Source organism: Luteibacter sp. 621 (assembly GCF_050435445.1).
In the GTDB taxonomy this organism is placed as follows: Bacteria; Pseudomonadota; Gammaproteobacteria; order Xanthomonadales; family Rhodanobacteraceae; genus Luteibacter.
The window spans coordinates 67,215-93,788 of the sequence record NZ_JBNDKI010000004.1; the positions used below are offsets into that span (position 1 = coordinate 67,215).

General features: G+C 64.2%; 24 protein-coding genes. 14 read left to right on the forward strand and 10 right to left on the reverse strand.

All coding sequences use genetic code 11. The features are described from left to right. The first annotated feature begins 44 nt into the window (after positions 1–44). Positions 45–2,897: a glycoside hydrolase family 35 protein gene (locus ABIE56_RS06460; RefSeq protein WP_429243011.1), complete on the forward strand. Its 2,853-nt coding sequence runs from the start codon at positions 45–47 to the stop codon at positions 2,895–2,897. A 9-nt stretch (positions 2,898–2,906) separates the two neighbouring features. Here ABIE56_RS06460 and ABIE56_RS06465 read toward each other — a convergent pair whose 3' ends face one another. Further along, the gene (locus ABIE56_RS06465; RefSeq protein WP_429243012.1) at positions 2,907–4,013 is read right to left on the reverse strand and encodes an FUSC family protein; all 1,107 of its coding nucleotides are present in this window, start codon (positions 4,011–4,013) and stop codon (positions 2,907–2,909) included. A gap of 223 nt (positions 4,014–4,236) precedes the next feature. On the opposite strand from ABIE56_RS06465, the gene ABIE56_RS06470 reads away from it, so the two are divergent. Continuing rightward, positions 4,237–4,419 (forward strand): hypothetical protein, encoded by a 183-nt coding sequence (locus tag ABIE56_RS06470; RefSeq protein ID WP_429243013.1) that lies wholly within the window; start codon positions 4,237–4,239, stop codon positions 4,417–4,419. Here the strand turns inward: ABIE56_RS06470 and ABIE56_RS06475 are convergent. Further along, positions 4,416–5,072 carry a hypothetical protein gene (locus ABIE56_RS06475; protein ID WP_429243014.1) on the reverse strand — a complete coding sequence of 219 codons (657 nt, stop codon included), beginning with the start codon at positions 5,070–5,072 and terminating at the stop codon, positions 4,416–4,418. The genes ABIE56_RS06470 and ABIE56_RS06475 overlap by 4 nt on opposite strands. A gap of 207 nt (positions 5,073–5,279) precedes the next feature. Here ABIE56_RS06475 and ABIE56_RS06480 point away from each other — a divergent pair, with 207 nt between their 5' ends. After that, the gene (locus ABIE56_RS06480) at positions 5,280–5,639 is read left to right on the forward strand and encodes a hypothetical protein (protein ID WP_429243015.1); all 360 of its coding nucleotides are present in this window, start codon (positions 5,280–5,282) and stop codon (positions 5,637–5,639) included. A 4-nt stretch (positions 5,640–5,643) separates the two neighbouring features. On the opposite strand, the gene ABIE56_RS06485 is transcribed toward ABIE56_RS06480, so the two are convergent. After that, positions 5,644–7,242 carry a Na+/H+ antiporter gene (locus tag ABIE56_RS06485; protein ID WP_429243016.1) on the reverse strand — a complete coding sequence of 533 codons (1,599 nt, stop codon included), beginning with the start codon at positions 7,240–7,242 and terminating at the stop codon, positions 5,644–5,646. Positions 7,243–7,293: 51 nt separating this feature from the next. Between ABIE56_RS06485 and ABIE56_RS06490 the strand changes: the two genes are divergently transcribed. Next, the gene (locus tag ABIE56_RS06490; protein ID WP_429243017.1) at positions 7,294–7,752 is read left to right on the forward strand and encodes a heme-degrading domain-containing protein; all 459 of its coding nucleotides are present in this window, start codon (positions 7,294–7,296) and stop codon (positions 7,750–7,752) included. Positions 7,753–7,800: 48 nt separating this feature from the next. Here ABIE56_RS06490 and ABIE56_RS06495 read toward each other — a convergent pair whose 3' ends face one another. Then, complete coding sequence (locus ABIE56_RS06495; protein WP_429243018.1) at positions 7,801–8,496, reverse strand: hypothetical protein; 696 nt, start codon at positions 8,494–8,496, stop codon at positions 7,801–7,803. A gap of 110 nt (positions 8,497–8,606) precedes the next feature. Here ABIE56_RS06495 and ABIE56_RS06500 point away from each other — a divergent pair, with 110 nt between their 5' ends. Next, entirely contained in the window at positions 8,607–8,825 is a 219-nt protein-coding gene (locus tag ABIE56_RS06500; protein ID WP_429243019.1) for a hypothetical protein, read from the forward strand. Between the two features lie 81 nt (positions 8,826–8,906). Continuing rightward, positions 8,907–10,892, forward strand: coding sequence for a CocE/NonD family hydrolase (locus ABIE56_RS06505; protein WP_429243020.1), 1,986 nt, complete (start codon positions 8,907–8,909; stop codon positions 10,890–10,892). Positions 10,893–11,058: 166 nt separating this feature from the next. On the opposite strand, the gene ABIE56_RS06510 is transcribed toward ABIE56_RS06505, so the two are convergent. Together ABIE56_RS06510 and ABIE56_RS06515 are read right to left on the reverse strand one after the other, a co-directional pair. Continuing rightward, positions 11,059–11,826 carry a LytR/AlgR family response regulator transcription factor gene (locus ABIE56_RS06510; protein ID WP_429243021.1) on the reverse strand — a complete coding sequence of 256 codons (768 nt, stop codon included), beginning with the start codon at positions 11,824–11,826 and terminating at the stop codon, positions 11,059–11,061. Then, positions 11,819–13,066, reverse strand: a complete 1,248-nt coding sequence (locus ABIE56_RS06515; RefSeq protein WP_429243022.1) for a sensor histidine kinase — start codon at positions 13,064–13,066, stop codon at positions 11,819–11,821. The genes ABIE56_RS06510 and ABIE56_RS06515 overlap by 8 nt, the downstream gene beginning before the upstream one ends. 216 nt (positions 13,067–13,282) lie before the next feature. Here ABIE56_RS06515 and ABIE56_RS06520 point away from each other — a divergent pair, with 216 nt between their 5' ends. Beyond that, on the forward strand, positions 13,283–13,615 hold the full coding sequence (locus tag ABIE56_RS06520) for a hypothetical protein (protein WP_429243023.1): 333 nt from the start codon (positions 13,283–13,285) through the stop codon (positions 13,613–13,615). Positions 13,616–13,631: 16 nt separating this feature from the next. Here ABIE56_RS06520 and ABIE56_RS06525 read toward each other — a convergent pair whose 3' ends face one another. The 3 genes from ABIE56_RS06525 to ABIE56_RS06535 all read right to left on the reverse strand — a co-directional run bounded on the left by ABIE56_RS06525 (position 13,632) and on the right by ABIE56_RS06535 (position 17,475). Then, positions 13,632–14,576 carry an LD-carboxypeptidase gene (locus tag ABIE56_RS06525; RefSeq protein ID WP_429243024.1) on the reverse strand — a complete coding sequence of 315 codons (945 nt, stop codon included), beginning with the start codon at positions 14,574–14,576 and terminating at the stop codon, positions 13,632–13,634. 299 nt (positions 14,577–14,875) lie between these two features. Further along, complete coding sequence (locus tag ABIE56_RS06530) at positions 14,876–15,850, reverse strand: helix-turn-helix domain-containing protein (RefSeq protein ID WP_429243025.1); 975 nt, start codon at positions 15,848–15,850, stop codon at positions 14,876–14,878. A gap of 233 nt (positions 15,851–16,083) precedes the next feature. Then, complete coding sequence (locus tag ABIE56_RS06535; protein ID WP_429243026.1) at positions 16,084–17,475, reverse strand: Hsp70 family protein; 1,392 nt, start codon at positions 17,473–17,475, stop codon at positions 16,084–16,086. Positions 17,476–17,598: 123 nt separating this feature from the next. Here ABIE56_RS06535 and ABIE56_RS06540 point away from each other — a divergent pair, with 123 nt between their 5' ends. Beyond that, positions 17,599–19,329: a M28 family metallopeptidase gene (locus ABIE56_RS06540; RefSeq protein ID WP_429243027.1), complete on the forward strand. Its 1,731-nt coding sequence runs from the start codon at positions 17,599–17,601 to the stop codon at positions 19,327–19,329. Positions 19,330–19,414: 85 nt separating this feature from the next. On the opposite strand, the gene ABIE56_RS06545 is transcribed toward ABIE56_RS06540, so the two are convergent. Next, a complete protein-coding gene (locus tag ABIE56_RS06545; protein WP_429243028.1) occupies positions 19,415–20,854 on the reverse strand; it encodes a porin in 1,440 nt (479 codons plus the stop codon). Positions 20,855–21,163: 309 nt separating this feature from the next. Between ABIE56_RS06545 and ABIE56_RS06550 the strand changes: the two genes are divergently transcribed. The 6 genes from ABIE56_RS06550 (at position 21,164) to ABIE56_RS06575 (ending at position 26,559) form a co-directional block, all read left to right on the forward strand. Beyond that, positions 21,164–23,431 (forward strand): TonB-dependent receptor, encoded by a 2,268-nt coding sequence (locus tag ABIE56_RS06550; protein ID WP_429243029.1) that lies wholly within the window; start codon positions 21,164–21,166, stop codon positions 23,429–23,431. Between the two features lie 356 nt (positions 23,432–23,787). Next, positions 23,788–23,982, forward strand: a complete 195-nt coding sequence (locus ABIE56_RS06555; protein WP_429243030.1) for a hypothetical protein — start codon at positions 23,788–23,790, stop codon at positions 23,980–23,982. A gap of 42 nt (positions 23,983–24,024) precedes the next feature. Next, entirely contained in the window at positions 24,025–24,360 is a 336-nt protein-coding gene (locus ABIE56_RS06560) for a hypothetical protein (RefSeq protein WP_429243031.1), read from the forward strand. 5 nt (positions 24,361–24,365) lie between these two features. Further along, the gene (locus ABIE56_RS06565) at positions 24,366–24,740 is read left to right on the forward strand and encodes a GntR family transcriptional regulator (RefSeq protein WP_429243032.1); all 375 of its coding nucleotides are present in this window, start codon (positions 24,366–24,368) and stop codon (positions 24,738–24,740) included. Next, positions 24,737–25,594 carry an ABC transporter ATP-binding protein gene (locus ABIE56_RS06570; RefSeq protein ID WP_247427761.1) on the forward strand — a complete coding sequence of 286 codons (858 nt, stop codon included), beginning with the start codon at positions 24,737–24,739 and terminating at the stop codon, positions 25,592–25,594. Before ABIE56_RS06565 ends, ABIE56_RS06570 begins: the two co-directional genes overlap by 4 nt. Next, positions 25,591–26,559 carry a hypothetical protein gene (locus ABIE56_RS06575; RefSeq protein WP_429243033.1) on the forward strand — a complete coding sequence of 323 codons (969 nt, stop codon included), beginning with the start codon at positions 25,591–25,593 and terminating at the stop codon, positions 26,557–26,559. Before ABIE56_RS06570 ends, ABIE56_RS06575 begins: the two co-directional genes overlap by 4 nt. Positions 26,560–26,574: the final 15 nt, after the last annotated feature.

The following is a 26,574-nucleotide window of genomic DNA, read 5'->3' on the forward strand; positions in this document are numbered from 1 at the left end:
GCCAGCGGTCCTGGCCGCCCGACCATGAACGATGGGAGATGGGGATGTTGCGTTCCAAAGGGCCGCAAGGCCGTCGTGTGGCCTGCTGGGCCAGCCTTGCCATGCTGCTCCCCGCGGCGGTGAACGCGGAGGCGCCCGCAGCAGGGCCCGCGCACACGGTCACCTTCGATCGCCACTCCCTGATCATTGACGGCAAGCCCACCTATCTCTGGTCGGGCTCCTTCCACTACTGGCGGCTGCCCAGCCCGGAATCGTGGAACGACGTACTGCAGAAAATGAAGGCCGCCGGCTTCAACGCCGTGGAAATCTACTTCGACTGGGGTTACCACTCGACCAAGCGCGGCGTGTATGACTTCACCGGCATCCGCGACGTGGATCGCCTGCTCGACATGGCACGCGATGTCGGCATCTACGTCATCGCTCGCCCCGGCCCCTACATCAACGCCGAGACCGATGCCGGTGGCTTTCCGGGCTGGCTCGTCACCACCGCTGGAAAACCCCGTACGACGGCGCCCGAGTACACGGCCGCTTACCGTGAATGGATGACCCAGATCGACCGGATCCTCGCGCGCCATCAGGTCACCGACGGACGCGGCACCGTGCTGCTTTACCAGGTCGAGAACGAGTTCTACAACGACTCCGACGATGGCAGGGCCTACCTGCAGGCATTGGAAGACAAGGCCCGCGCCGATGGCATTACCGTGCCACTGTTTGGCAACCACAACACCAATTTCTTCGAGGGCGTGGGCAAGCTCGATATGCCGGGATACGACTCGTATCCCATGGATTTTGATTGCACCCGGCCCGAACGGTGGAACGCCGTTTACGATTTCGCCAGCGAGCGCAGGGGCCTGAAGAACGCACCATTGTTCTTCCCCGAGTACCAGGGCGGCGCATTCGATGTGTGGGGCGGCCCGGGGTACGAAGCCTGCCGCAAGCTGACGGGCCCGGCGTTCGAGCGGGTGTTCTACGAGGCCACCATGGCCTCGGGTTCTACCATGCAGAACTTCTACATGACCTACGGCGGCATCAACTGGGGCTGGCTCTCCTCCCCGGGCGTGTACACGTCGTACGATTACGGTGCCGCGATCACCGCCAGCCGGCAGCTCACGCCCAAGTACGATCAGCAGAAGCTCATCGGCTACATGACCCGTGCTGCGGCGCCGCTCGCGCGTACCGATGCGGTAGGCACATCGGTGCCGGAAAACCCACGGCTACGCGTGACCGCCCGCGTAAATCCGGACAACGGCACACGCTTCTACATCCTGCGCCACGCCGATGCCTCCGATACGACCGACGATGCCACACACCTGAAGGTCGCGTTGGGCAACCGTGGTGAGACGACCATTCCGCAGGCGCCGGGCACGACGATCCATATCAACGGCAGGGATTCGAAGGTGTTGCTGGCGAACTTCAGGTTCGGCCAGCAGGACCTGGCGTATTCCACCTCGGAGTTGCTGACCCAGTTGCACGAAGGCAAGCGTGATGTCGCCGTTCTGTACGGGCGAACGGGCGAGGATGGTGAAACCGTCCTCCGCTACAGGGATCGACCCGATGTCCGGATGATCGAAGGCAAGATCGACACGCATTGGGATGCCGCCAGTCACACCCTTCGCCTCAACTACCGTCACGAAGGGCTTTCGCGCGTAGAGATCCGCCAGGGCGACGCCTCCCTGCTACTCCTGCTCGGCGATAACGCGGCAGCGATCCGCTTCTGGCAGCTGGATACCAACGACGGTCCCGTGCTGCTGCGCGGCCCCTACCTCGCCCGGGCGGCCGAGCATCGGAATGACACGCTTGCACTGACCGGCGATACCGACCACGCCGGCGATATCGAAGTCTTTACAGCCGCGGGCACGCGCACCGTCACCTGGAACGGCAAACCCGTTGGCACGACCGCCACGGCATCCGGCAGCTTGCTCGGCCATCTGGATGGCCCTGCGCCGGTGACGCTGCCTGCCTTGAACGACTGGCACATCGCCGATGGCGCCCCCGAGATCGCCGCGCGCTTCGACGACCGCGCCTGGCAAGCCACCGATCGCACGAGCACGCCAAATGACTACTGGGATCACAAGCTCCCCATCCTCGATAGCGACGATTACGGCTTTCACCATGGCCACGTGTGGTATCGCGGCCACTTCACGGCGACCGGCAAGGAAAACGCGATCCAACTCTCCGCGAATCTCGGCGTGCACCTGGGCAACCACGGCATCTTTACCGCCTGGATTAACGGCCATTTCCTCGGCAACAACCCAAGCGGTTCCCAGCAGTTCCCGATTGACCCCAGGTGGCTGAAGAAGGGTGGCGATAACGTCGTCTCCGTGCTGGTGGAAAACACCGGGCACCTGCAGGAGGAACACAACGGCGCGTTCCGCGAACCACGCGGGCTTCTATCGGCACGGCTTGAGGGTTCGGACGCGGCCATTCACTGGAAGATCCAGGGCAACGTCGGCGGCGAAGACCTGCCCGATACGATGCGTGGTCCGTTCAACATCGGCGGCCTGTACGGCGAACGCAACGGCTGGCACCTACCCGGGTTCAACGACAGCGGCTGGGCAAAGGCCACGCTGCCCCGAGCCACCGACAAGCCCGGCATGGACTGGTACCGCACGAGCTTCAAACTGGATATCCCCGATGGCCAGGACGTACCCCTCGCGATACGCATCCACGATGCTGCGCCCCACCATTACCGCGCCATCATCTTCATCAACGGCTGGCAGATCGGCCGCTACATCAGCGATGTCGGCCCGCAGACCGATTTCGAACTACCACCCGGCCTGCTCAACAAGCATGGCGAGAACACGATAGCCATCGCATCGTGGAGCACGGCGCAGGATGGCGGCCTGGGCGAGGTCTCGCTCGTCATGCAGGGGAACTACACCACAGGCCTCAAATAGGAGAGCGCCTTACGCTCGCTCGCCGACAGTTCGCAATGCCACGTCCATCAGCCCGTTGGCGACGAGGACAACGGCGCAGCCCGCGAGCGTCGCAATGAGCCGGTCTACCAGGAAGGCCGGCTCGATGGTGGCCCCGGCATCCATGGCAAGCAGGATGAGTGGCGTGGCAAGCACACAGTACGCCGCGTAATTTCCCGGCCGTACGAGCGGCGCCGCCGCCCCGAGCAAACAGACCAGCACGGCACTGGCCACGTGGCCTGGCGCACACCACATGATCGTGCCGGCCATCGCCACGCCCAGGAGTGTGCCGATGGCGCGCTGGGTGATGTGCACAGGAAAATGCTCGAGCGCACGCGGTGTCAGCAGCACGATACTGAGCACCATCCAGTCGAAATGATGTTGCGGCCAGAGATCCCTTAGCAGGCATGCAGCAGCGAGACCAAACGCCAGGCGCAGCGCATATTGCCAGCCCTGCAAGGTATGCAGCATCCGCCGCAGGTGCGAGCGCCGCTGGCGATGCGTCGGCTCCGGCTTCGTCGCCGCTGCCGTCACCAGGGCATCGGCGCGCGGACGACGTAGATGGGCCACCGCCCGCAACACCACGCGCCATGCGGCTCCCACGCCGAAAAGCAACGCCGCGCCCCGGCCATGCGCACCATGAGCACCGACCAGGCCCATATTCAACACGAGGAACACGATGAAGCGGATGCCGGCAACGGCAGCGGGGCGGCTGTAATTCACAAGCGTGGCCGCTGGAACGGCCAGCGCCACCATCAGCACATCGGCGAACGGCACCCTGGCCACGGCGCTTGCGGCAGCGATCGCCAGGACGACCGGCACCAACGATGCAGCAAGCCCGCCGTGATGCCCGGCGCTGCGCTCGCCCTGCTCACCCGCAAGCAACATGGCCCCAAGGCCGACGACGTATCCCATCGCCGGGCGGCCAGCCCAGGTACCCACGACAACCGGGACGGCCATGGCCAACAGCGACAAGGCGATGCGTCCCGCGTTGAATCGCGCCTCCGGCGACCAGCTGAAGACCTCCGCAAAGTGACTGGAGGGCCGGATGCCCAGTGTCATGCCCCAGGCCTGCCCCGACCAGAACGCCCTCTGCATCGAATGTCCGTCATGAATGGATTCCTGAATAGATTCATCAAATCAATGTCATTTCAAATCAACCATATAGGGGTTGTTAACACCCCATCTTGCATAGATTTTGAATAGATTCTCCGCATCCAGCGTGACGCGAACAAGCATGTCGCCGGCCATGACATCTCCGCGACCCCGTGTTCACCGTAACCGATCGACAGTAGACATCGGCAGCAACGGGAGGCCCTGGATGAACCACGACCGCCACGACATCAACCACCCCGACCACAAGGCGCCAGCCAAGCCCGAGACCCCTACGGAGAAGAAAGAGCGCAAGGCGCACGAGAGCGAGAACCAGGACCAGGCACTGGAAGAGACCTTTCCGGCCAGCGATCCGGTATCGCCGTTCGTGCCAGCGAAAGCGCCGGATTAACCGTCCTTCGAGGGCACGCTAGCCAGCGCAGGCACGAGCGTCGACTCGACGTGCACGTCGCGGTGCACGAACAGGAGCGCGCGAACGTCAACGTGCGCTTTCATGCTGGTCGCGACGAACGCCGAGGCCGGCGTGGGAGCGAACTCGTAATCGAAGTCGATGATCTTCACATGTGCGAAAAAAGTACCCAGCGGCTTCTGCAGGCGTAGCGCCAGATGGGCGACGTAGGGATGCCCTTCCGCATCCATCTTGAGCTCGGCCGTGCCGTCATAGCTCTCCTGATCGTCGCCGTCCGCGGTGACGTGTGCCTTGCCGGTCCCCATCGAGCCCTTCGGCACGGTGCGCGTCGTAAAGGTATAGACAATGCGCCCGGCATCTCCGTTCGCGCGCCGGGCATCCGTGCCAATCACCGACTTAAGCACCGCATAAGAAGGGAGCGCCTTGGACGGCTCCTTGCGCGGATCAATCACTTCCGTCTCCGTCTCGGGCTCATCCCCGCCCTTGATCTGCGAGGTCGTTCGCACCACGCCATTCACGTCGGTCAGCGGCACTGCGGGGCGGGCCAGCGCTTCGGTCAGCAACGCATCGTTCGCCGAGGCGGCAGACGCCACCCCAAGAGCAGCGAGGCCCGCACAACGAATCCATAGCGACATGGCAGCTCCTCCCCAGCGGCTTGACGACCCCGCAGACACTATCCCCGGGCCCGCCGGCGCTCATGCCCCAGAGGTCACCCGGTGCCATCAGTCATGGGCCGCACGAAACCCATTCCGCCAACCCGCGCACAAAGCCCACGACCCACCCATTTTCCCGATAGACCGCCCCGGCGGCGCCGCGTATGCTCCGGCCCCAAGGGGGAGTCCATGGACGAAAAAAAGAAGAACATCCTGCACGTCAGGCCGCCGAACTTTACTTCGGGCGTGGCCACGGGCATCGCTATCACCGGGCCAACCGATGATGGCTTCGTCCATCTGCATTTCTTCCGGGAAACCCAGCGCATTACGCACGATGACGTGCCGTCGCGTTCGCCAGCCCCGAACGAGGTGGAGTTCGCGTGGGGCCGTGCCGAGCCGCATATCCACCCGCAACGCGAAGAGCTCGCGGTGGTGTCGGTGCCGATGGCGCGCCTTCCGTTGATGGCGCAGGCACTGGGCCGTGCCGCCCAGTTCGTCGAATCTCTGGCCGAACAGCCGCCAGTGCGCGGCCCGAACAAGGTGGCCTAGGCCACTACTCGCCTGGGCCCTTGCGGTCGTTCTCGGCGGCCACCTGCTGGAAATCGAGATCACGCTCCAGATAGTGCAGGAGCTCATCGTGGATGTGCCCCGCACGGTGCAGGCGCAGCAGTTCCACACGCCCGGCAGCGATGGCGGCCAGCACCACGTCGTAGTGCGCTTCGCGATCATCCGTGATGGAGCGCCGCTCCTCGACGACGCGCCGCGCGATATCAGCGCGGTACGTGTACTGCTCCAGCAGCCGGGGATGGATCAATGTCCCGCTGGCGTCGTAGGCATGTGCCTTCACCGCCTCCAGCTGTGCCGCATCCACATGCAGGTAGGCCTGCATCTCGTTGAGGTGGTTGCCCTCGACATGAATGTTGCGATCCAGCCCAAGCCAGCGAATCACCGGCCCGATCGTGCCGCCTTGCACCACCACCGTTACCAGGATGGTGGCAAACGCGGCGGCAAGGGTCAGGTCGCGGCCCGGCATGTTCTCGGGCAGGGAAAGCGCGATAGCAAGGGTCACCACGCCACGCATACCCGCCCAGCCGAGCAGGAAGGTCGATTTGGGTGACGGCGGCGACGGCTGCTTGCCGAGCGCGCGGAGGACCGGCACGCGCAGGTAATCGGTGGCGTATACCCACACGAAGCGCGACACGATAACAGCGGCCAGCACGCCCAGAATAGGCACGCTCAGCTGGTCCAGCGTGTTGCCGATACCACCCAGGCGCTCGATCACACCGCGCAGCGAGAAGCCGATGAGGATGAACACCAGCGCCTCGAGGATGAAGATCATCACGGCCCAGAACGACCCGCCGCGAACGCGCGCATTGGCCGAGAACACCTCGTGCTGGAACCAGCCGAAGATGATGCCGGTCGTGACCACCGCCATGACACCTGAAACATGGAACGCTTCGCCGCCGATGTAGGCCGCCCACGGCGAGAGGCAAGAGGCCGTCACGGCCAGGAACACATCATCGATGCGGCGCAGGACCAGCACGACGAGCGCGCCCACGGCGGCACCAATGGCAATGCCGCCCAGCGCCAGCCCCGCAAAGCTCATCAGTGCACCGCTGGCACTGAACGCCCCGGTCAGCGCGGCAGCCACCGCGAAACGGAACAGCACAAGGCCCGTGGCATCGTTGAGCAGGCTTTCGCCTTCCAGCAGCACCATCAGCCGGCGCGGCAAACGCACCTTGCCCAGCACGGCCTTCGCCGCGACAGCATCCGGCGGCGACACCACCGCCCCCAACGCGAAGCACGCAGCCCACGGCAATGAAGGCACGATCCAGTGCACGGTGGCGCCCACCACCAGGGTGGTGAACACCACGGCACCCACGGCCAGCCACAAGATGCCGCCGAGGTACCGCCGGAAATCGGACCACACCGTGTAGTACGCCCCGTCCATCAGCAGCGGGGGCAGGAACACGATAAGCACGAGCTCCGGATCGAAGCTGACGGCCGGCACCCCCGGCAGGAAAGCGATGCCCGCACCGCCGGCCAGCAGGGCCGCAGCGGTTGGCAGCCGCAGCTTCCTGGCGATGAGCTCGAGCGCCACGATGGCCACGAGAAGGATGAGGACGAACTCGAAGGTCGTGGTCGATGACATAGCGGGAATTCTGTAGGCGATGCCCCGAGCATACCGTCATACAATCGCCGCATGATTGAACATACGCCCGATTCCCTCGCCGCCGAAGAACTGGCCCTGCAGTTCGATCGCTTCACGCTGGAGATGGCGTGGGCAATCGGCGATGCCCTGCGTACCGCGGCGCTCGAGCGCGGTGCCGCGGTGGCCCTCGATATCAGCCTGCGCGATCGCCCCTTGTTCCATACGGCCCTGCCGGGCACCGACATTGCGCACGCGAACTGGATCCGGCGCAAGCGGAATACCGTGCTGGCGCTTGGCACGAGCACCCTGGCCGTGGGCATGAAGCTCGCCAAGGCGGGGCAGACGCTTGAGGAACGCTATGGCCTGGCGCCCGCGGAGCACGCCAGTGATGGCGGAGGGTATCCGTTGCGGTTACGTGGCCTGGGGGTGATTGGGGCGATTACGGCGTCGGGATTGCCGTCGGTGGAGGATCATCGGCTGGTGACTGGGGTGATTGCCCGGTTTGTTTGAGGCCTGTGGCGTCTCCGCTCTGTTGGCTTTTTGCGCGCGAGCGCGCTCTTACAGGGTTGCGGCAACGTTGAGGTCGGCAGTGGTGAGGTGGCAGCCGTTTGCATCCAGTGGGCGGGCATGCGGCGGGACGCCGGTCATGCGGATACGCAGGCCCTCGGCGTCGGGGCGCTGACGTAATTCGGGGAACCAGTGACGGTGCTGGTCGACGACGATCAGCAGGCCGTCGTGGCTGCCCATGGGCGCGAATACGTCGGTGATGTCACCAAAGGGAAGGATACCGAAGCGCACGACAAGGTTACGCACGAGCGCTGGCACGTCATCCGTCGGCAGGCCCACCTCGCTGACACATGCGATTTCACTGCCGTGAAACGCGCCCGATGCCGCCCCACCCATGGCCAGGGGTTTGCGCGCGATCAATTCGAACACCGCATCATGCGGGCCTGCGAAATACACCGACTCAGAGTCCCACGGCGCGCCGATGTGGAACCGGCCTTCGCCCAGTGGGTCGCGTAACAACAATGCGCGCCCGGCAATCCACTCGCACGCCGCGGCGAAGCGCGCGTGGGGCACGTTGAAGGCCAGGTGCACGGCACCCTCGGAAATGCGCGTCGCGGGAACGACCGCGATATCGGTCCAGCCCGCATGCACGGTGTGGCCCGTGGCCCGCAGTTGCAGCACATCCCGGAAAAAGGCCACGCAGGCCGCGACATCGCTGGAGGGCAATTCGATATGGGTGAGGCGCATTCGGCAAGTCCGCAACGAGGGAGAGGCCGCATTGAACAACCTCAACTAAAGTTCAGGTCAAGCAGATCCGTACACGACTTGCGGACACATAGGCGCGATAACCTTGGGTCATGAGCCATAAGGATGACCTGCAAGCCATGCTCAACCGCCTCGACAGCGAGGTGGCCACGGGCTTGCGCGACAATCCCGACCCGGATGCGTTCTGGCCGACCTTCGCCACCCAGTCGAACATCGTGCTGGAAGCGGCGGACCCGGAGCACTTCGACTGGGTGAGTTCGGAGATTTCGGCCATGCTCGCGCGCTACGGTATTCCGGTGCCGGAAGCCTGACCCTGCCGGAAGTCACGATTTACCTGCCATGGTGCCTTTGCCAGACTCGGGCGATCGTCCCGAGCCACAAGGCCCATGCCCATGCGATCCACGCGCCCTGCCCTCCACTTCGCCAGGACCGCCTTGTCGGTTGCCCTTGGCGCCACCGCCCTCGCCATGCTGGCGGCGCCCGTCGCCGCCCAGGCTGTCCTTACGCCTGAGCAGAAGGCGGCGATCGCCAAACGCAATGACACCGAGCAGAAGCTGGAAGACATCGCCGTCATCGACCGCAAGGTGATGGTGAAGATGCGCGACGGCAAGCGCATGGCCGCGGACGTATACCGACCGAAGAACGCGACGGGCAAGGTACCGACGATCTTCGTGCGCACGCCGTACAACTTCAATTTCTGGGATGTGAAGCTGGGCGCGCCGCGCGACATGACCCGCCAGCTCGAAGCGGTGAAGCGCGGCTACGCGTACATCGACATGAACGAGCGCGGCCATTATTTCTCCGAAGGCAACTACGAGATCCTCGGCGCGCCGCTCTCCGATGGCGTGGATGCGGTGAACTGGATCACCGCGCAGCCCTGGTCGAACGGCAAGGTGGGCACCACGGGCTGCTCGTCCACCGCGGAATGGCAGATGGCCGTGGTGGCGCAGAACACCAAGGGCCTGGCCACGTTCAACGTGCAGGGATTCGGCGCCGGCGTGGGCCGCGTCGGCCCCTACTTCGAGCAGGGCAACTGGTACCGCGGTGGCGCGCTGCAGATGCTGTTCATTGCGTGGCTCACCAAGGAGCAGAACCAGGTCCGCCCTTCTTTCCCCGCAGGAACATCGCAGGCTGATCTCATCGCCGCGTCCAAACTCTTCGACCTAGATTCCCAGCCGCCGGAAATCGACTGGGATAAGGCCTTCTGGACGCTTCCCGAAAAAGACATCATGAAAAACGCCGGCGGCCCCAAGGGCATCTTCGCCGATGCGATGGATGTACCGACCGGCGGCAATATGGTCGCGCGCACGCCGAACAGCCCGGCCTGGTACAAGGGTGGCCTGTGGCACGACAACATGAAAATCAACAAGCCGGGCCTGTGGTTCATGAGCTGGTTCGATGTATCGGTCTCGCCGAACCTGGCCGCGTATAACCACGTACGTGCCACCGCGCCGAAGGACGTGGCCGACCAGCAGTACGCTGTGATCTCGCCGTCGCTGCATTGCGGCTACTCGCGCGCCACCGAGCACACCATGATCGGCGACCTGGATGTGGGCGATGCCCGTTTCGACGTAGATAGCCTGGTCTACGGCTGGTTCGACAAGTGGCTCAAGGGCGTGGATAGCCCGGTGATCGATAAGCAAGCCAAGGTCATGTATTACGTGATGGGCGAGAACAAGTGGCACAACACGCAGACCTGGCCGCCGGTCGGTGCCGTGACCCGCGACCTGTACTTCACCAGCGGCGGCAAGGCCAATACGCTGTACGGCGATGGCAAACTGATGGCGGATGCTGGCGGCACGGACCACCCGGATACGTTCCTGTACGACCCCATGAACCCGGTCACGACGTTCGGCGGCGGCGGCTGCTGCCAGGGTAACGCGGTGAAGTTCGGCTCGTTCGACCAGAACACGCAGCTCGCCCGCAATGACATCCTCGTGTACGACTCCGAGCCGTTCAAGGAAGGCACCGAAGTCTCCGGCCCCATCACGGTCACCTTGTATGTATCGTCGGACGCGAAGGACACCGATTTCACCTTCAAGGTGATGGATGTCTACCCCGACGGGCGTGCCTTCAACCTTACCGAGAATATCCAGCGCATGCGCTACCGCGAGGGCTACGACAAGCCGCCGGTGTGGATGAAGGATGGCGAGGTGTACAAGGTGACGTTCCAGCCGATCGACACCAGTAACTTCTTCTTCCCGGGCCACAAGCTGCGCGTGGCTGTGTCGAGCAGCAACTTCCCGCGTTTCGACCGTAACCTCAACACGGGCGGCAACAATTACGACGAAGCCAAAGGCGTCATCGCGCACAACGCAGTGCACCACGATGCGGAGCACCCGTCGAAGATCACTTTCACGGTGGTTCCCCGCCAGTAACCCTTAACGTTAGCCGGCCCCGGGGCAGCCCCCGGGACCGGCGCCGCTACACACGCCGACCGGCTCGTCGCGACGACGAAGCCACCATCCTGCGGATGCAGGTAGCCGAACAGGCTACTGAAACAATAAAGAATCGCTAGCAACAGACTCATGACGGGCTCCTTCGTCACATGGCGCGGAAAATGGCCATGAACGGCTGGCTCACGGTGAGGGTTTCGGGGCGGCCACGAAGATGCAGGCAGCCCCTTCCCCCGTCATCGCGCTCAACCGAGGCGACCTGGCGGAGGTTTACAATGGTTGAGCGGTGGACCTGCCGGAACGTGCGCGGATCCAGGTGCTCGAGTAGCTCCCTGATGGGCTTGCTCAGCAGTGCATCGCCATCGGCGGTGGCGACCAGCGTGTACTTGTTGTCGGCGCGAAAATAGATCACATCCTCGACCATGATCAGCCGCGTGGCCCGGCCGGTGCTTGCCGTAATCCAGGTAAGCGGTACATCCGGCGTAGCATCGAACTGGTCGCGCATATCCTTCGCCAGACGCCCTGCCCGGCTGGCGTGTTTCTCCGCATCGGCCAGCCGGCCGCGCAGGCGCTCCACCGTTTGCGCCAGCCGTTCCGCGCTCACCGGTTTCAGCAGGTAATCCACGGCACCCCGTTCGAATGCATCCACGGCGTACTGGTCGTACGCCGTGATGAAGACGACGAGCGTGCGTGGGCTGGCATCGGCCGCGGCTGCCGCCACTTCCATGCCGGTAAGGCCAGGCATGCGGATATCGAGGAAGGCGATATCCGGCTGGTGCTCGACTACCGCTTCAAGCGCTTCGCCACCATCCTCGGCCACGGCTACCACCTGCAGGTCTAGCCAGGCTTTGGCCAACTCCCGCTGTAATGCTGCCGCGAGCAGCTTTTCATCTTCGGCGATGATGCACTTAGGCATGCGCCGGCTCCGCGATCGGTAGCGTGATGGTAGCGGCCACACCACTGGGGAAGTTGTTGCCGATGGTGAAAGTCGCCGCGTTGCCGTAGGTGAGGCGCAGGCGTTCACGCAGGTTTTTCAGGCCGATGCCGGTGCCGGTGCTATCGGTACGCAGCCCCAGGCCATCATCGGCCACCGTGAGCGACAGGCCGGTGGCATCGCATGCAGCGCGAATCCACACGCCACCGCCACCGGGCTTGGGCTCGAGGCCGTGCTTGATGGCGTTTTCCACAAGGGTCTGCAGCATCATGGACGGCATGGCATAGGCCTGGCAGTTCACCGGGACATCCACGTGTACCGCAAGGCGCTCGCCCATGCGCAAGCGCATGATTTCAAGCCACGCCGTGCTCCGCTCCAGTTCCTGGCCCACGGTAGAAAGTGAACCATCCGTGCGCGGCAGCGAGCGGCGCAGGTAATCGATAAGGTGCCCCAGCATCTTGTCCGCCCGCGCCGGATCGGTGCGCACCAGTTCCTGGGCGCTGGCCAACGTGTTGTAGAGAAAGTGCGGCTCCACCTGCGCCTGCAGCAAGGAAAGCTGCGCGGCAGTGAGCTCCTTTTCCATGGCGGTCTGGCGGGTGTCGGCGCGCTCGCGGTTGCGACGCTCGGTGATCCGCTGGGTCAGCGCACGCACCAGGGTCTCGGCCTGCTCCAGCGATACGCCGCCATCGGGGTTGAACCAGTCGCTCCATGCCCCGCTATCCGGCTCACACACGAAAAGCACGGTGCACGCGCCTTCGCCGGGCACAACGGATGCACTGATGCGCGTATTCCGTTCAAAGGGATCGCGTGGGCGACGCTTGCGCAATGGCACCGGCTGCGCCGGCGGCTCGGCAATCGAGTGGCGGATGATGCCACGCACCTGCAGGCCACCGCGCGCCGCGCTCACATCCTGGATATCGGGCAAGGCGCGCACCACCTGCTCGACCAGGTCGAGGGTCTCATCGGCGCCGTAAGGCACCTCCACGCGCCGGCGCTGGCGGTTGGCGACCGTTTCCGGATCAATACGGCCAGCGATGGTACGCACGCGATAGAGGTGGCTCACGCCCCGCCCGAGCGCCAGCAGTAACCCCGCGAACCAGATGAGGGTGAAGATCGTCGGGAAATCGTGGCTGATGTCCATCGCCTGCCAGCACACCAGCATGACGCACAGCGCGGCGATCCATGCGGCGATAAGGCGGGCGAGGAAACGGATGCTGGCCATGCGCGGCACTCCCTTGAAGATGGCGGCGAGCATACGACGGCGCACCTGCCCCGGCATGGCTTATCCGACGAAACGCCACGAGGGCCGACGAAACAGGCGCTTGCGTGGCCCCCTGGGGGTGGCGCGGCGCAGCATGACCTGAGCCGGCGCATGGTCCATGCTCGGGAAACGGCTCGAAGCGGTGGGGACCGCGAGCCTCGACCAAGGGGTTAATGCATGGCTTTGCTGCTCATCGTTTTCGCTGTCGTCGTTCTTGCCATCTATCTCGGCATCCAGCTCCTGCCGAAGAACCATCCTTCCAACTGGCTACTGGGCATCGTGGGTGGTGCCTGCCTGGTCCTGGCCTGGTACGCCATTTTCCGGCCCATGCTCATCGCTTCCGGCGGCGATCCATCGCTCGCCACGCTCGGCCTCACGGCCGCCGGCATCGTTTCGTGCACGCTGGGCGTGGTTTGCCTCGGCGTGTGCGTGTGGCGCGATCCGGCACGCTTCTGGATGCTGTCCATCGTGTTCATCGGCGTTATCGGCGCCACCCAGGTTACGGCCTGAGCGGAAGGCAGCCGGCTCAAGGGCCGGCGGTCGCTACCAGGTGCCGGTAATCGCGCGCGGATAGCACGGCCTGGCCGTTGCGCACTTCGAGCACGCCCTTTGCACCAAACGGCAAGGTCCACTTATCGGGGCCGTGCCCAAACGCGAGCCCGCGCAGCATCGGCAGCCCACAGGCCTGGCTGAACCGCTCCAGCGCGTGGTCGATATCGTAGCCATTGTCGTACTCACTGACGCGCTGACCGCCAAGGCCACCCAGCAGGATGGCCTGCTGGTTCTTCAGTACGCCACCGTGCAGTAGCTCGTAGAGCATGCGCTCAATGCGGTAGGCCTGCTCGCCGGTCTCCTCGATGTAGAGGATGCCGCCCCCCACCACCGGCATGTACGGCGTGCCCACCAGGCTACAAAGAGCGGAGAGGTTGCCGCCCCACAGGGTGCCTTCCAGTCGCAGCGGTGGGCTGCCTTCACAACACGACCAACCCACGTCCATGGCAGGGCCTTCCAGCGCGCGCCAGAACTCGCGCCAGGTCGTCTCGCGCAGGTAGCCGCCGCCGAAGTCCTGGACGAGCATGGGGCCGTGCAGGCTGCCCACGCCGCAGCGGGCGAGCATGGCGCACTGGATCACGGTGAAATCGCCATGCCCCACCAGCACGCAACGCCCATCGGCGAAGCGAGCCTTCAGGCCCTCATAATCGAGGCGATCGAGCAGCGCGATGGCACCGTAGCCACCGCAGATCGCCATGGCGACATCGGGCAGTGGGTGATCGGGATCGGCCAGGCGGTTGATGTCGTCGGCCCGCTCGGCGTCACTGCCAGCAAAGCGCAGGGCCACCCGATCCACCACGTTGCCGCCGTGCACCGTGTGCCCGGCGGCTTGTAGTCGTTCGATGGCGCGCTGGCAGGCGGCACGATCCTCGGCGTAACCAGACGGAGCTAAAAGGCGGATATCAAGTCGTTTCGGCATGTGATGCAAGCTTGGACTTGCCATACCAATACCGCTACGCCCGGAGAAAGGCAACCGGAAGTTGGCTGCACCGCGATTCACGGCCGGCCCGCCCATCACAGGCCCCGGCGCCCAAAAGAAAAACGCGCCGCTCGCGCGGCGCGTAAAAACGAGGAGACATCTTGACGTTTCACGGTTCCAGCCCTTCCCCTGTCGTGCGCATCCCGGCACTCGAGGGTTATTAGAAAGGCACTGGCCCCGGTGAGCTGTTCAATTGTGGCAGGCCGCTACGCCGAAACGGCATGAGGGCGCTACCGCCTTCAGATGTCGTCGATCTCCTCCATCGCCAGATCATCGGGCACGCTGCGGGTGAGCGTCTCACGCGGCTGCTCGCCGAACACGCTGCGATATTTCTCAGCAAACCGCGAGAGATCCCACATGCCACAGCTCAGTGCCACGGATTTGACCGAGCGGCGCCCCGCCTCGGCGGTGACAAGGCTGCGGTGCGCCGTGCACAGGCGCAGCATGGCCAGGTACCGGTTCGGCGGGATGCCCAGCAGGTCGTCAAAGGCATAACGCAAGCCACGTTCGCTGGCACCCGCCGCCTGGCACAGCTCCTGCGAATAAATATCTCGTCGCAGGTTGGCACGCATGAAGCGTTCTGCTCGGCGCATGACCTGGTAGTGCGCACGACGCCCACGCGAGGCGACCGGGCGATCTTCCGATGAGGACGACAGCGCGACGCGAATGTGTTCGTCGAGCAGATCCTCGATAGGCGCGAAGCCATCATCCTCGCCATCGCGTACCCGATCACGGATCTGTCGCCACGCACGCTTGAGCGGCTCGGACGTCACGGCAAACAGGCGAAGGCGCTGCGCGGCCATGTCGACATCGGCGTGATCCGATGCCATGAAGCGCGAGCGGAAACGCGCATAAGGCGCGACCACCAGCGTGAAACGCGCACCACGCTCGAACATAAAGTCGGTCGGCGTGCCACGCAGCAGCGTCACGGCCATCTCCGACTCGATGCCAACGCCCTGGCACCAGCTGCGCTCACCTGCTTCATGCATGTAGATGAGCATGCAAGCGTCGTCAGGGACCGTGAGCGAACCACGGACGTCAAAATCGAGATGAGCGGTGAAATACGACACACCGTCATGGGTTCGGGACGCGACGGCGGCGCGCGGTCGCGCGGGGCTCAGCGTCAACAGATCGACCTCGCATACGCCCATGGCGGCGCCTAACGTGACGAGGTCGAAATCCTCCAGTCCTTGCACGTCGATGGGGCGCGTCATGCCTGCCCCTCCTGCATCCTGTGGTTGATGTGAGCGGCACCCCTCATGCCGCCGCCTACGGTAGATCCACTCCACTGTCCCATACGCACCCCCGCGTTGATCCAGGCAGGCCCGACGCCTGCACGTTACTCCTTGGGCACAGTGGCCACCCTACGAAAAGGATGACCCCCTGGCGCTATAACTAACTGTGTATGCGAGAAAATGCCAGCAGTTTGTGAATGTGCCGAATTAGCTTAGGGGTCGCTGGAAACATTTGATGAATCTGGCAAAAGCGCCGCTTGTGCGAGCCCAGAAACGACGCCCAGGGACGGATCGCCATGCACCACGGGGATCCCGGGGAAGCTGGCAGCGACCCTGTCGCGCACCTGCGGCGAGCGCGACGTACCGCCGGTGAGGAAGATGCTGGCCGGGGCATCCGCAATATCCCCATGGGCTTCCGCAAGAAGTCGCGCCATGCGGTCAAGGAAATCCTCGGAGGCCGCGTGGAAGTCGCCACTCTCCGCGTGAATAGCGAGGCCCGACTCGATGAAATCGAGCTCGGCGGTCACGCGATCCGCACTGGAAAGCTCGATTTTCATGCGCTCGGCCTGCTGGTTCAGGCGCGTGGTCGCTCCCGTCCCCTGCAACGCACGCAAGCGCGATGCGAACGGCTCATCCACGCGGCGGTAATCCTGCTTACGGAATTCGCGCTGCTTGGGCAGGTTGTGCACGCTGGCCGCCTCCACGAAGTGGTGCACGGGCACGCCCGACACATCCTTGCCAAAGAACGGCATGAGGCTGTGCAGGCTCATGCCCACATCCAGGTCGGTACCGCCGCGAGGGAGACCCCAGCTGCGGTGCATGACAGGCAGTTCGCCGGCGCCCAATTCGGCATAGGCGACATCGGTGGTACCGCCGCCGATATCGACAATGAGCGCGCGCTGCCGATCCGCGAGCGAAAGGTGGTAGTGCATGGCGGCTGCGGCCGGCTCCTCCAGGAACGAGACCGCATCAAAACCGGCAATACCTGCCGCCTCACGAAGGATGCCCAGCGCCTGCTCACCACCCGCCGGCCCCATGGAGCTACGGAATTCCACCGGGCGGCCAATCACCGCTTCACGCACCGGCGTACCAAACTGGCGCGTGGCGGTGAGGCGCACGTGTTCCAGGATGTGCGCGGCGATGCTCACGATCGTCTTGCGTACGCGGGGGTCCAGCTTGTAACCAAACATCGACTTGGGCGACTCGATCAGGTTACCCGTACCCTCTTCCAGGTACGCCTCCACCGCTGCCTCGCCAAACAACGCATCCTGGAAGCTCGCCACGGCGGACGAGGCCGCCTCGCGCACGCGCTCCTCCATCCACTGCCGGCGCACCACGCGGATCGCATCGCGGCGCACGTCACCCTCGGATCGCGGGGAGCGGCCGGTGCGGCGTTCGTCGGCACGGGTGGCGCGCATGATCGTGTCCACCTGCGCCTCCAGCGCCGGGGTCAGCACGAAGTCGTCGAAGTCGGGCACCACCTCCGGAAAGAAGACGGCGGTGCGGAACTGGCGCTCCTCGCCAAACCGGACAAGCTGCAGCTGGCCATCCACGACGGCCGCTGCGGCGGAGTAGCTGGTTCCGAAGTCGATGCCGATACGCATGGAGTGGCCTTTCCGAACGGGGAAAACCGTCCATTATGACCTGCCCGCGTATCAGGCGACAGCGGGACGGTTGCGGCTACACTCGGGTTCCGAGCCACGAACGCCATAGGGAATCCCCGACCGATGCGCCGAATCGCCCTCGCCTGCCTGTCCGCCCTGGCCCTGGCCGCCTGCGGGAACCACGACCAGGACAAGAACGCCCCGGCGGCCGCTTCCACGGCCCCCGCCCGGCCAAGCACGGCGCCGCCGCCGCCCTTGCCCGCCGTTGCCAATGAGAAGCACGACTTCACCCCTGAAATTACGGCGGGTGATTTCGCGGCCCACCTGCGGGTCATCTCCTCGGATGAGTACGATGGCCGCAAGCCCGGCACCCTGGGTGAGCGCCTGACGACGAACTACATCATCGAGCAGTTCAAACGCATGGGCCTGGCGCCCGGCAACAAGGGCGAATGGGTACAGACGGTGCCGGCGGTATCCACCGAACTTACCGGGCAGGGCAGCTTGAAGCTCGATGTCGCCGAAGGCGGCGGCACGGAGTCGTTTGCGTTCGGCAACGACATGGTCGTGGGCACCTTGCAGGCCAAGGCCGATGTGTCGCTGAAGGACTCGGACATCGTGTTCGTCGGCTACGGCGTGAACGCGCCGGAATCGCAGTGGAATGATTTCGACGGCGTGGATGTGAAGGGCAAAACCCTCATCGTCCTGGTCAACGACCCGGGCTGGAGCGCCAACGATCCCAGGCTGTTCAAGGGTCGCGAGATGACCTACTACGGGCGCTGGACCTACAAGTACGAGGAAGCCGCCCGCCAGGGCGCGGCCGCGGTGTTCATCGTGCACCAGACGGAGCCGGCGGCGTACGGCTGGAACGTGGTGCGCAGCGGCTGGACCACGCCGCGCCTTGACCTGCCCGAAAGCGAAGACCCTGCGCCGCGGCTGCCCGTCGCTGGCTGGCTCACGCATGAATCCGCCCAGCGCCTGTTCGCCAAGGCCGGCAAGAACTTCGACGACCTCGCCAAACAAGCCGATGTGCGTGGCTTCAAGGCCGTGCCGCTCGACGCCAAGGCCAATATCGACCTGCACAGCAATATCACCCATTCGCTGAGCAACAACGTGATCGGCATGGTGAAAGGCACGGAAAAGCCCGACGAGGCCGTCGTGTACACCGCGCACTGGGATCACCTGGGCCACGACCCCAACCTGAAGGGCCACCCGATCTACAACGGCGCGATCGACAACGGCACAGGTATTGCCGCCTTGCTGGAAATCGCGGGCAAGTTCGCGCAGGAAAAGCCGAAGCGATCGGTCGTGTTCGCCGCGGTGACCATGGAGGAATCGGGCCTGCTGGGCTCGAAATACTACGTGGCGCACCCGCCGTTCCCGCTCAACAAGACGGTGGCGGATATCAACATGGATGCGCTCGCGATCACGGGGCCGACCAGGGACATGAAAGTCACCGGCCTCGGCCAGGGCACGCTGGAGGACACGCTGGCGGAGGCACTGAAGGCCGATGGGCGCGTGGTGAGCGGCGACGATACGCCCGAGAAAGGTGGCTACTTCCGCTCCGATCACTTCAACTTCGCCAAGGCCGGCGTTCCGGCACTGGCCTCTGGCGGCGGGATCGACATGGTGACCGGCGGCAAGGCCGCGGGCCGCGCTGCCGCCGAGGATTACAACAAGAACCGCTACCACCAGCCCACCGACGTGTACGACCTGCGCTGGGATTTCACCGGCGTCATGCAGAACGTGATGGCGTACTACAAGGTGGGCGACAAGCTGGCCAACAGCGACGAATGGCCCACATGGAAGGATGGCAGCGAGTTCAAGGCAATCCGCGAAAAATCCCTAAAAAAATAATGTAGGAGCGCGCTTGCGCGCGATGGGTGCTTGATGCGATCCGTCATCGCGCGCGAGCGCGCTCCTACAAAAAGCAGGCCGCCGCTCAGTAATTCACCTGCAGCTGCACGCGCACCAGCTTCCCATCGATCCGCTTGTACGGCGCCGCACTCACATCCGTCCGGCGCATGTTGGCGAACGCCACCGCAAGTTCGATCGCGCTGCTCGGCTGCCACTCCACGCCGGCCTCCAGCTCATCCACTTCCATCTTCGGCGCGTTCGTATCGAACTTGGCCGCGCCACGGTAGGTCTGCCACTTCGCGTAAGGGATCATCGAGCCGAACCCGCCATCGAACTTGTACATGAGCTGCGCATAGCCGCCACGTAGCGCCTTGGTGCGGATGATCCGGCGGGCGACATCGAGTTCCGGGCCCTTGCCCACGGTCCACTCCGCCTGGAAGCCGAACGGCTGCGGGTAATACACGACATGCGCCGCGACGCGGCGATCGGTGGAACCTTCCTCCGGCGCATCCACGCGCGGGGTGAAGGTTGCCCCGTTGATCGTCGCCGAACCCGTGCTGACGACGTAGCGCCCCGTGTAGGCATCCGCACCGACCTCAAGGTACTGGCCGTTTGCAAACTTGAACGGGTACGAGAAGTGCACGACGGTGTGGAGTTGGTCATTACGATCCGGACGGTTCGCACCCTGCCCGTTGTAAACGCCGATACCGAACATGCCGTAATCGCCCGAGCCCTTCAGGCCTGACTTCTGCAGGTAGCTGAAGCGCTCCTTGGCGACGGCCGGCGACCAGTAGGCGAACACGCCCAGGTCGCGCTCGTCGCGTACCGCGGAGTTGAGCGCATCGGCGCGATCCAGCGCGATACGGTTCTGGCTGGACTGCAGGTCTTCCCAGCCATAAGGCACCTTCGACTGGCCGGCGCGGATGCGCCAGGTCTTTTCCTTATCCAGCCACAGGTCGGCATACGCATCGCGCAGCTGGGCGAAATTGGTGGTGCTGGAGCCGGTTGGCGTGCTGGCCAGGTCGGGCTGTATGTAGATCGACATCTTGTCGGTCACGTCGCCGCTGATCACGACGCGGGCACGGCGGATGCCAAAGCCCTGGTCGCGGCCAATGAAACGATCGCCCGGGGACTTCAGGTCCTTGGCGCCATCATCCAGGCCTTGGTTGTAGCGCATCTGGACGTAGCCGCGGATGGCGAGCTTCTCGTACCAGGCCTTGGGCGCGGACGACGCCGGTTTACCCGAGACCACCGTCGTTGCCACCGGGCTCCCAGGGTTAGCCGAGCTCGTCGCCGCCGAGGGCGCGGCCGCCACGCTGGCAGCAGGCGTCTGCGCCATGGGTGCCGCCGTTTCGTCCGCGGCCTGCACGAACTTGCCGAGGCGCTGCCGGCCCGGCCCGGGCTCCGCAAAGATCTGCCGGGTGGCGGTATCCACGTACAGCTCGATCGCAGCCTGTGGCGCTCCCTCGGCGGCCGCGGTGCCGCACATCGTCCAGAAGGCGGCGGCCAGGGGGATTCTTCTCATGTGAAGCTGCTCCGAATGGTTTGAGAAAATACTCAAACGTCGGCGATACCGACGTCATCTGTCGGCATCGTGTTCGCAGGCCGAACCGGGCGGCACGTTACGCAGGCCCTGTTGCACTTCCATGACATCGCAAGAAACTACAAATGATTTGCCGCGTTACGCAAAAGCAACACTTCCGTCATGACCGTGTCACGGGGATAATTTGCGAAGCTCGGACCTCGCCAGGGGATTTGGCACCGTACGAACGGTTCGTACGTTGGCGAGGTTCGGTTTCCATCCCAGTACCCCCACCAGGCGGAAAACCTAACCATGTCCCATGCCAGCACGCGCCGCATGCCGCGTCGTCTCGCCATTGCCCTGAGCATCGCCACCGTCCTTTCGGCCGGCTCCGCGTTCGCCCAGGACAGTGCCCAGGCGCCTTCTCCCGCGAACAAAACCAAAACGGCGACACTCGAAACCGTCACCGTTACCGCTGAAAAGCGTACGGAAGACCTGCAGAAGGTGCCTATCTCCATGACCGTCGTGACGGCGGAGAAGCTGGAATCCTTCGGCCAGGCCGGCGACGGCGTGCTGCAGCTCGCCTCGCGCGCGCCCAGCGTGTACGCCGAAACCTCGTACGGCCGCGAATTCCCGCGCTTCTACATCCGCGGCCTCGGCAACAGCGACTTCGATCTCAACGCGTCGCAGCCGGTCTCGATGGTGTACGACGATATCGTGCAGGAAAACCCGATCCTGAAGGGCTTCCCGCTATTCGATCTTGAGCAGGTGGAAGTGCTGCGCGGCCCGCAGGGCACGCTGTTCGGCCGTAACTCGCCGGCCGGCGTGATCAAGTTCGAATCGCGCAAGCCCACGCAGGAAACCGAGGGTTATGCGCGCGTGTCGTACGGCTCGTACGGCACCGCCAACGCCGAAGCGGCACTTGGCGGCAAACTTTCCAGCAGCTGGTCGGGCCGCGTCTCCGCACTCGCGCAGCACCGCGACGGCTGGATCGATAACGACTACAAGGGCAAGAAGGACGACCTGGGCGGCTACAACGATCGCGCCGTGCGCCTGCAGGCCCTGTACAAGGCCACGGAAGATTTCGACGCGCTGATCAACGTGCACGCCCGCTGGCTCGATGGCAGCGCCATGGTCAACCGCGCGGACTCGATCACGCTGGGCGGCAACCAGTTCGTGCCGGGTTTCGATCGTGATTCGGTCTCGCAGGATGGCAACAACAAGCAGCACCTGTTCACCTGGGGCAGCAACCTGCACCTGAACTGGCACTTCGGCGACCTCAACTTCACGTCCATCACGGGCCTGGAGCGCGCCACCACGTACAGCCTGGGCGACGTCGACGGCGGCTACGATGCCTCCGAGACGCCGGCCAAGCCAAGCTATACCGACCGCACCACCCCGTTCTACTCCGAGACCGCCGACGCGCTGCCGAAGGATCGCCAGATCACCCAGGAATTCCGCCTGTCGAACGATACGTCGGAGCGCCTGAAGTGGCAGGTGGGTACCTACTACTTCGATGAAGACATCGCGATCACCAACTTCTCGTACGACACGCTGAACAACCACGTGCTCAACGGCTGGGTGGACCAGAGCCAGCGCACGAAGGCTTACGCCCTGTTCGGCTCGGCCGATTACAACGTCACCGACACGTTCGACGTGCGTGCCGGTGCACGCTGGTCGCACGATAAGCGTGATTTCAAGGCGGAACGCTTCCTTGGCTTCACCGGCCCGGTGGGCCCGCTCACGTCCGATCCGACCGACTCGCGCTGGAGCGGCGACCTGACGGGCACGTGGCAGCTTTCGAAGAACTCGAACGTATACGGCCGCATCGCCAACGGTTTCCGCGCGCCCAGCGTGCAGGGCCGCATCAACTTCGCCAACAGCATCTCCACGGCGAAGCCGGAGACGATCACGTCGTATGAGATCGGCTACAAGTCGACCTCGGATGACAACAAGATCCGTTTCAACGCGGATGTGTACAAGTACAACATGCACAACCAGCAGCTCACCGCGGTGGGTGGTGCGACCAACGTCACGCAGCTGATCAATGCGAAGAAGACGGAAGGCTACGGCGCCGAGTTCGATCTCGAAGCGTACCTGACCCCGAACTTCTACATGACGGCTGGCGGCAGCTATAACCACACCGAGCTGAAGGACCGCGACCTGGCCGTGGCACCTTGCGGTGGTGGCTGCACGGTGATCGATCCGCTGAACGCCTCGGGCAACGCACTGATCAACGGCAACCCGCTGCCGAACGCGCCGAAGTGGATTGGCACCTGGACGGCGCGCTACGGCATCCCGTACGGCGAGAGCGGCGAGTTCTTCGTGTACACGGACTGGAACTACCGCAGCGAAGTGAATTTCTTCCTGTACGACTCGGAAGAGTTCAAGAGCAAGCCGTTCCTGGAAGGCGGCCTGCGCGTGGGCTACAACTGGGACTTCGGCAAGCGTGAGGTGGCGCTGTATGGCCGCAACATCACGAACAAGAAGGTGATCACGGGCGGTATCGATTTCAACAACCGCACCGCGTTCGTGAACGACCCACGCATCATCGGCGTTGAGTTCCGCGCGGAGCTGTAATCCAGCTCAATGAGTCACCCCGAAAAGGCCGCGAGCGATCGCGGCCTTTTCTGTTGCGGGCTCGCCTGCAGCCTCGCACTGTTGAACCGATTCAGTAGCGCGAAGCCGAAGGCGAGCCACCAGACAGGCAATGTTCCGGCAACCTCGCGCGCCGCTAAATCACCACCCCTTGCAACCTTTTCACGCATGCGTGCATCCGATGACGTGCCCGGCTAGCTACCGCACTAGCGCACCCCTCAGCCCGGCATAGGCCATAAGTCATATGGAAATCCACGAGATTTTCCTTGACCCCTCGAAATCTGGTGTTATAGTTCACTACAACACCGGTCACCCAGACCACTACTGGAGAGAGCACCATGAAAACCGCAACCAACAACCTGAACGTCGTTGCCCTGGCCGCCTCTGTCGCCATCGCCGTCGCCGCCCTGGCTGGCTTCCACAGCACCTCCGTCGCCGTCGCACCGCTCACTGAGATCAACGGCGCCCACGTCACCAACCTGGCCCCGGTCGTCGTCTACGCCGACACCAATAACAGCCTGGCTTCCCTGTAACCCACGCACTACGCAGCACGTCATCGGAGTTGGAGTAATCCCATGAAAGCGCCGAACCTCATCGCACTGACCGCTTCTATCCTGATCGCCGGCACCAGCGTGTTCGCCCTGCGCTCCTTCGATGACCGCGCTGCCGACATGGTCGCCGCACCACGCTTCGTCAACGGCGTGCGCGTGGTTGACCTCCCCGCCCTCGAGGTGCGGCCCACCGACGCCGATGTGCGCGAAGCCGCCCTCCTGAGCGAGGCCACCCTGGATTCAGCTGCTGCCGCACTTCGGCGTAGCGCGGAAGACCGCGCCGCCGCCCTGATCAGCGCGCAACTCGCCATGCCCTACTATTCGTTTGGCAATGCACTGAGCCACACGGCGAAGGAATAACGTACATGTCCATCACCTGGAACGACAGCGTCCCGATTTACCGCCAACTCCGCGAACGCGTGGTGGCGATGATCCTGGACGGCGCCTTGAATGAAGGCGACCCGCTGCCGTCGGTGCGCCAGGTCGCGGGAGATTTTCAGATCAACCCGCTGACGGTTTCCAAGGCGTACCAGGAGCTGGTCGACGAACAACTGGTTGAGAAACGGAGGGGTCTTGGCATGTTCGTGATCGATGGAGCGCGCGATGCGCTGCTCAAAAGTGAAAGGGAGCGCTTTTTGCGCGAAGAGTGGCCGGCCTTGTTCGCCCGCCTGCAGCGCATGGGCCTCGACCTGAAAACCCTTATGCGTGAAGCCCCGGGCTCCACGGAGGACCTGTCATGACCGCGGTCGTCACCGCCAATGGCCTGACCAAGCGCTTCAAGAATTCCGTGGCGCTGGATGGCGCCACCTTCCAGATCGAATCCGGCCGCATCGTGGGCCTGATCGGCCCCAACGGTGCCGGCAAGACCACCGCACTGAAAGCGATCCTGGGCCTCACCACCTTTGATGGCCACCTGAGCGTACTGGGCCTGGACCCGCGCAAGGATCGCGACAAGCTGATGGAACAGGTGTGCTTCATCGCCGATGTGGCGGTGCTGCCCCGCTGGCTTAAGGTGCGCGATGCGGTGGATTTCGTCGCCAACACCCACCCCCGCTTCGACCGCGCCAAGTGCGACGCCTTCCTGGCCCGCACCAAGCTGCAGCCGCAGCAGAAGGTGAAGCAGCTTTCCAAGGGCATGATCGTGCAGCTGCACCTGGCGCTGGTGATGTCGATCGACGCCAAGTTGCTGGTGCTGGATGAGCCGACGCTGGGCCTGGATATCCTCTACCGCAAGCAGTTCTACCAGAGCCTGCTTGAAGATTACTTCGACGAGGAAAAGACCATCCTGGTCACCACGCACCAGGTCGAAGAGATCGAGCACATCCTCACCGACCTGATGTTCATCCGCGACGGCAAGATCGTGCTGGATACGGACATGGATAGCCTGGGCGAGCGCTTCTCCGAAGTACTCGTCAGCGCGGAACTTGCCGCGGCGGCCCGCCAGCTCAACCCGCTGGATGAGCGCCAGGTGTTCGGCAAGAGCATTTTCCTCTTCGACAACGTCAGCCGCCCGCAGCTTGAAAGCCTGGGCGAGGTGCGGCGCCCGTCGATCGGCGACCTGTTCGTCGCCACCATGAAGGGTACCTACGCATGAAAAGCTTCTACTGGCTGGTGAAGCGCGAGTTCTGGGAACACAAGGGCGGCTTCGTCACCGCACCCATCGTGGCCGGCATCATCGCGCTGGTGCTCAACCTCATGCTCCTGATCACGACCGAAGTGCTCGGCCGGCGCTGGGCAGGCGTGGGCAAGGGCGATAGCTTCCACACCAATTTCGACGGCGCGTTCAACGGCGATAACCTGGTGCAGGCAGGTGCGGTACTGGATATGACGCTGTACGGCGTCACCTTCCTCATCCTGGGCGTCATGGCCATCGTGGTGTTCTTCTACTGCCTGGGCGCCCTGTACGATGACCGCCGCGACCGCAGCATCCTGTTCTGGAAGTCGCTGCCGCTGTCGGATACGAACACCGTCCTGTCAAAGGCCGCGAGTGCGGTAGTGGTTGCCCCGGCAATCGCCGTGGTCACCGGCGTCATCTCCGGCCTGCTCCTGATGGTCGTGGTCGCCATCTTCGCCACGTTCCACGGCGTGCCGGCCTGGCGCCTGCTGATGGAAGCCCATCCGTTCCGCGTGGTCTTCACCCTGCTGCTCCTGCTGCCGCTGTACGCGATCTGGGCCCTGCCCACTCTGGGCTGGCTGATGCTCTGCTCCGCCTGGGCCCGCAGCAAGCCGTTCCTCTGGGCCATTGCCCTCCCGATTGCTGCTGGCATCGTGGTGAGCTGGTTCGGCCTGATGGGCCTGTTCAACCGCGGCAGTGGCTGGTTCTGGGCGAACGTGGTGGGCCGCCTGCTGGGCAGCCTGGTGCCGGGTGGCTGGGTCGGCCAGAACAACGAACTGATCATCATGCACGGCCATGACGATCCGGCCTCGGTGCTGCAGAGCCTGGACCTGGCGTACCACTACAGCGCCCTGGCCAATCCCTCCACCTGGATCGGTGCGATAGCAGGTGTGGCGATGATCGCCGGTGCGATATGGTTCCGCCGCTGGCGCGACGATTCCTGATCGAACCTTGATCGA

Coding starts and splice junctions, on each gene's coding strand:
- ABIE56_RS06540 (WP_429243027.1), top strand. CDS start 17,599: ATGCGCCGAATCGCCCTCGCCTGCCTGTCCGCCCTGGCCCTGGCCGCC.
- ABIE56_RS06565 (WP_429243032.1), top strand. CDS start 24,366: ATGTCCATCACCTGGAACGACAGCGTCCCGATTTACCGCCAACTCCGC.
- ABIE56_RS06470 (WP_429243013.1), top strand. CDS start 4,237: ATGAACCACGACCGCCACGACATCAACCACCCCGACCACAAGGCGCCA.
- ABIE56_RS06520 (WP_429243023.1), top strand. CDS start 13,283: ATGGCTTTGCTGCTCATCGTTTTCGCTGTCGTCGTTCTTGCCATCTAT.
- ABIE56_RS06480 (WP_429243015.1), top strand. CDS start 5,280: ATGGACGAAAAAAAGAAGAACATCCTGCACGTCAGGCCGCCGAACTTT.
- ABIE56_RS06530 (WP_429243025.1), bottom strand. CDS start 15,850: ATGACGCGCCCCATCGACGTGCAAGGACTGGAGGATTTCGACCTCGTC.
- ABIE56_RS06575 (WP_429243033.1), top strand. CDS start 25,591: ATGAAAAGCTTCTACTGGCTGGTGAAGCGCGAGTTCTGGGAACACAAG.
- ABIE56_RS06490 (WP_429243017.1), top strand. CDS start 7,294: ATGATTGAACATACGCCCGATTCCCTCGCCGCCGAAGAACTGGCCCTG.
- ABIE56_RS06550 (WP_429243029.1), top strand. CDS start 21,164: ATGTCCCATGCCAGCACGCGCCGCATGCCGCGTCGTCTCGCCATTGCC.
- ABIE56_RS06545 (WP_429243028.1), bottom strand. CDS start 20,854: ATGAGAAGAATCCCCCTGGCCGCCGCCTTCTGGACGATGTGCGGCACC.
- ABIE56_RS06555 (WP_429243030.1), top strand. CDS start 23,788: ATGAAAACCGCAACCAACAACCTGAACGTCGTTGCCCTGGCCGCCTCT.
- ABIE56_RS06510 (WP_429243021.1), bottom strand. CDS start 11,826: ATGCCTAAGTGCATCATCGCCGAAGATGAAAAGCTGCTCGCGGCAGCA.
- ABIE56_RS06560 (WP_429243031.1), top strand. CDS start 24,025: ATGAAAGCGCCGAACCTCATCGCACTGACCGCTTCTATCCTGATCGCC.
- ABIE56_RS06500 (WP_429243019.1), top strand. CDS start 8,607: ATGAGCCATAAGGATGACCTGCAAGCCATGCTCAACCGCCTCGACAGC.
- ABIE56_RS06535 (WP_429243026.1), bottom strand. CDS start 17,475: ATGCGTATCGGCATCGACTTCGGAACCAGCTACTCCGCCGCAGCGGCC.
- ABIE56_RS06495 (WP_429243018.1), bottom strand. CDS start 8,496: ATGCGCCTCACCCATATCGAATTGCCCTCCAGCGATGTCGCGGCCTGC.
- ABIE56_RS06505 (WP_429243020.1), top strand. CDS start 8,907: ATGCGATCCACGCGCCCTGCCCTCCACTTCGCCAGGACCGCCTTGTCG.
- ABIE56_RS06570 (WP_247427761.1), top strand. CDS start 24,737: ATGACCGCGGTCGTCACCGCCAATGGCCTGACCAAGCGCTTCAAGAAT.
- ABIE56_RS06465 (WP_429243012.1), bottom strand. CDS start 4,013: ATGCAGAGGGCGTTCTGGTCGGGGCAGGCCTGGGGCATGACACTGGGC.
- ABIE56_RS06485 (WP_429243016.1), bottom strand. CDS start 7,242: ATGTCATCGACCACGACCTTCGAGTTCGTCCTCATCCTTCTCGTGGCC.
- ABIE56_RS06475 (WP_429243014.1), bottom strand. CDS start 5,072: ATGTCGCTATGGATTCGTTGTGCGGGCCTCGCTGCTCTTGGGGTGGCG.
- ABIE56_RS06515 (WP_429243022.1), bottom strand. CDS start 13,066: ATGGCCAGCATCCGTTTCCTCGCCCGCCTTATCGCCGCATGGATCGCC.
- ABIE56_RS06525 (WP_429243024.1), bottom strand. CDS start 14,576: ATGCCGAAACGACTTGATATCCGCCTTTTAGCTCCGTCTGGTTACGCC.
- ABIE56_RS06460 (WP_429243011.1), top strand. CDS start 45: ATGTTGCGTTCCAAAGGGCCGCAAGGCCGTCGTGTGGCCTGCTGGGCC.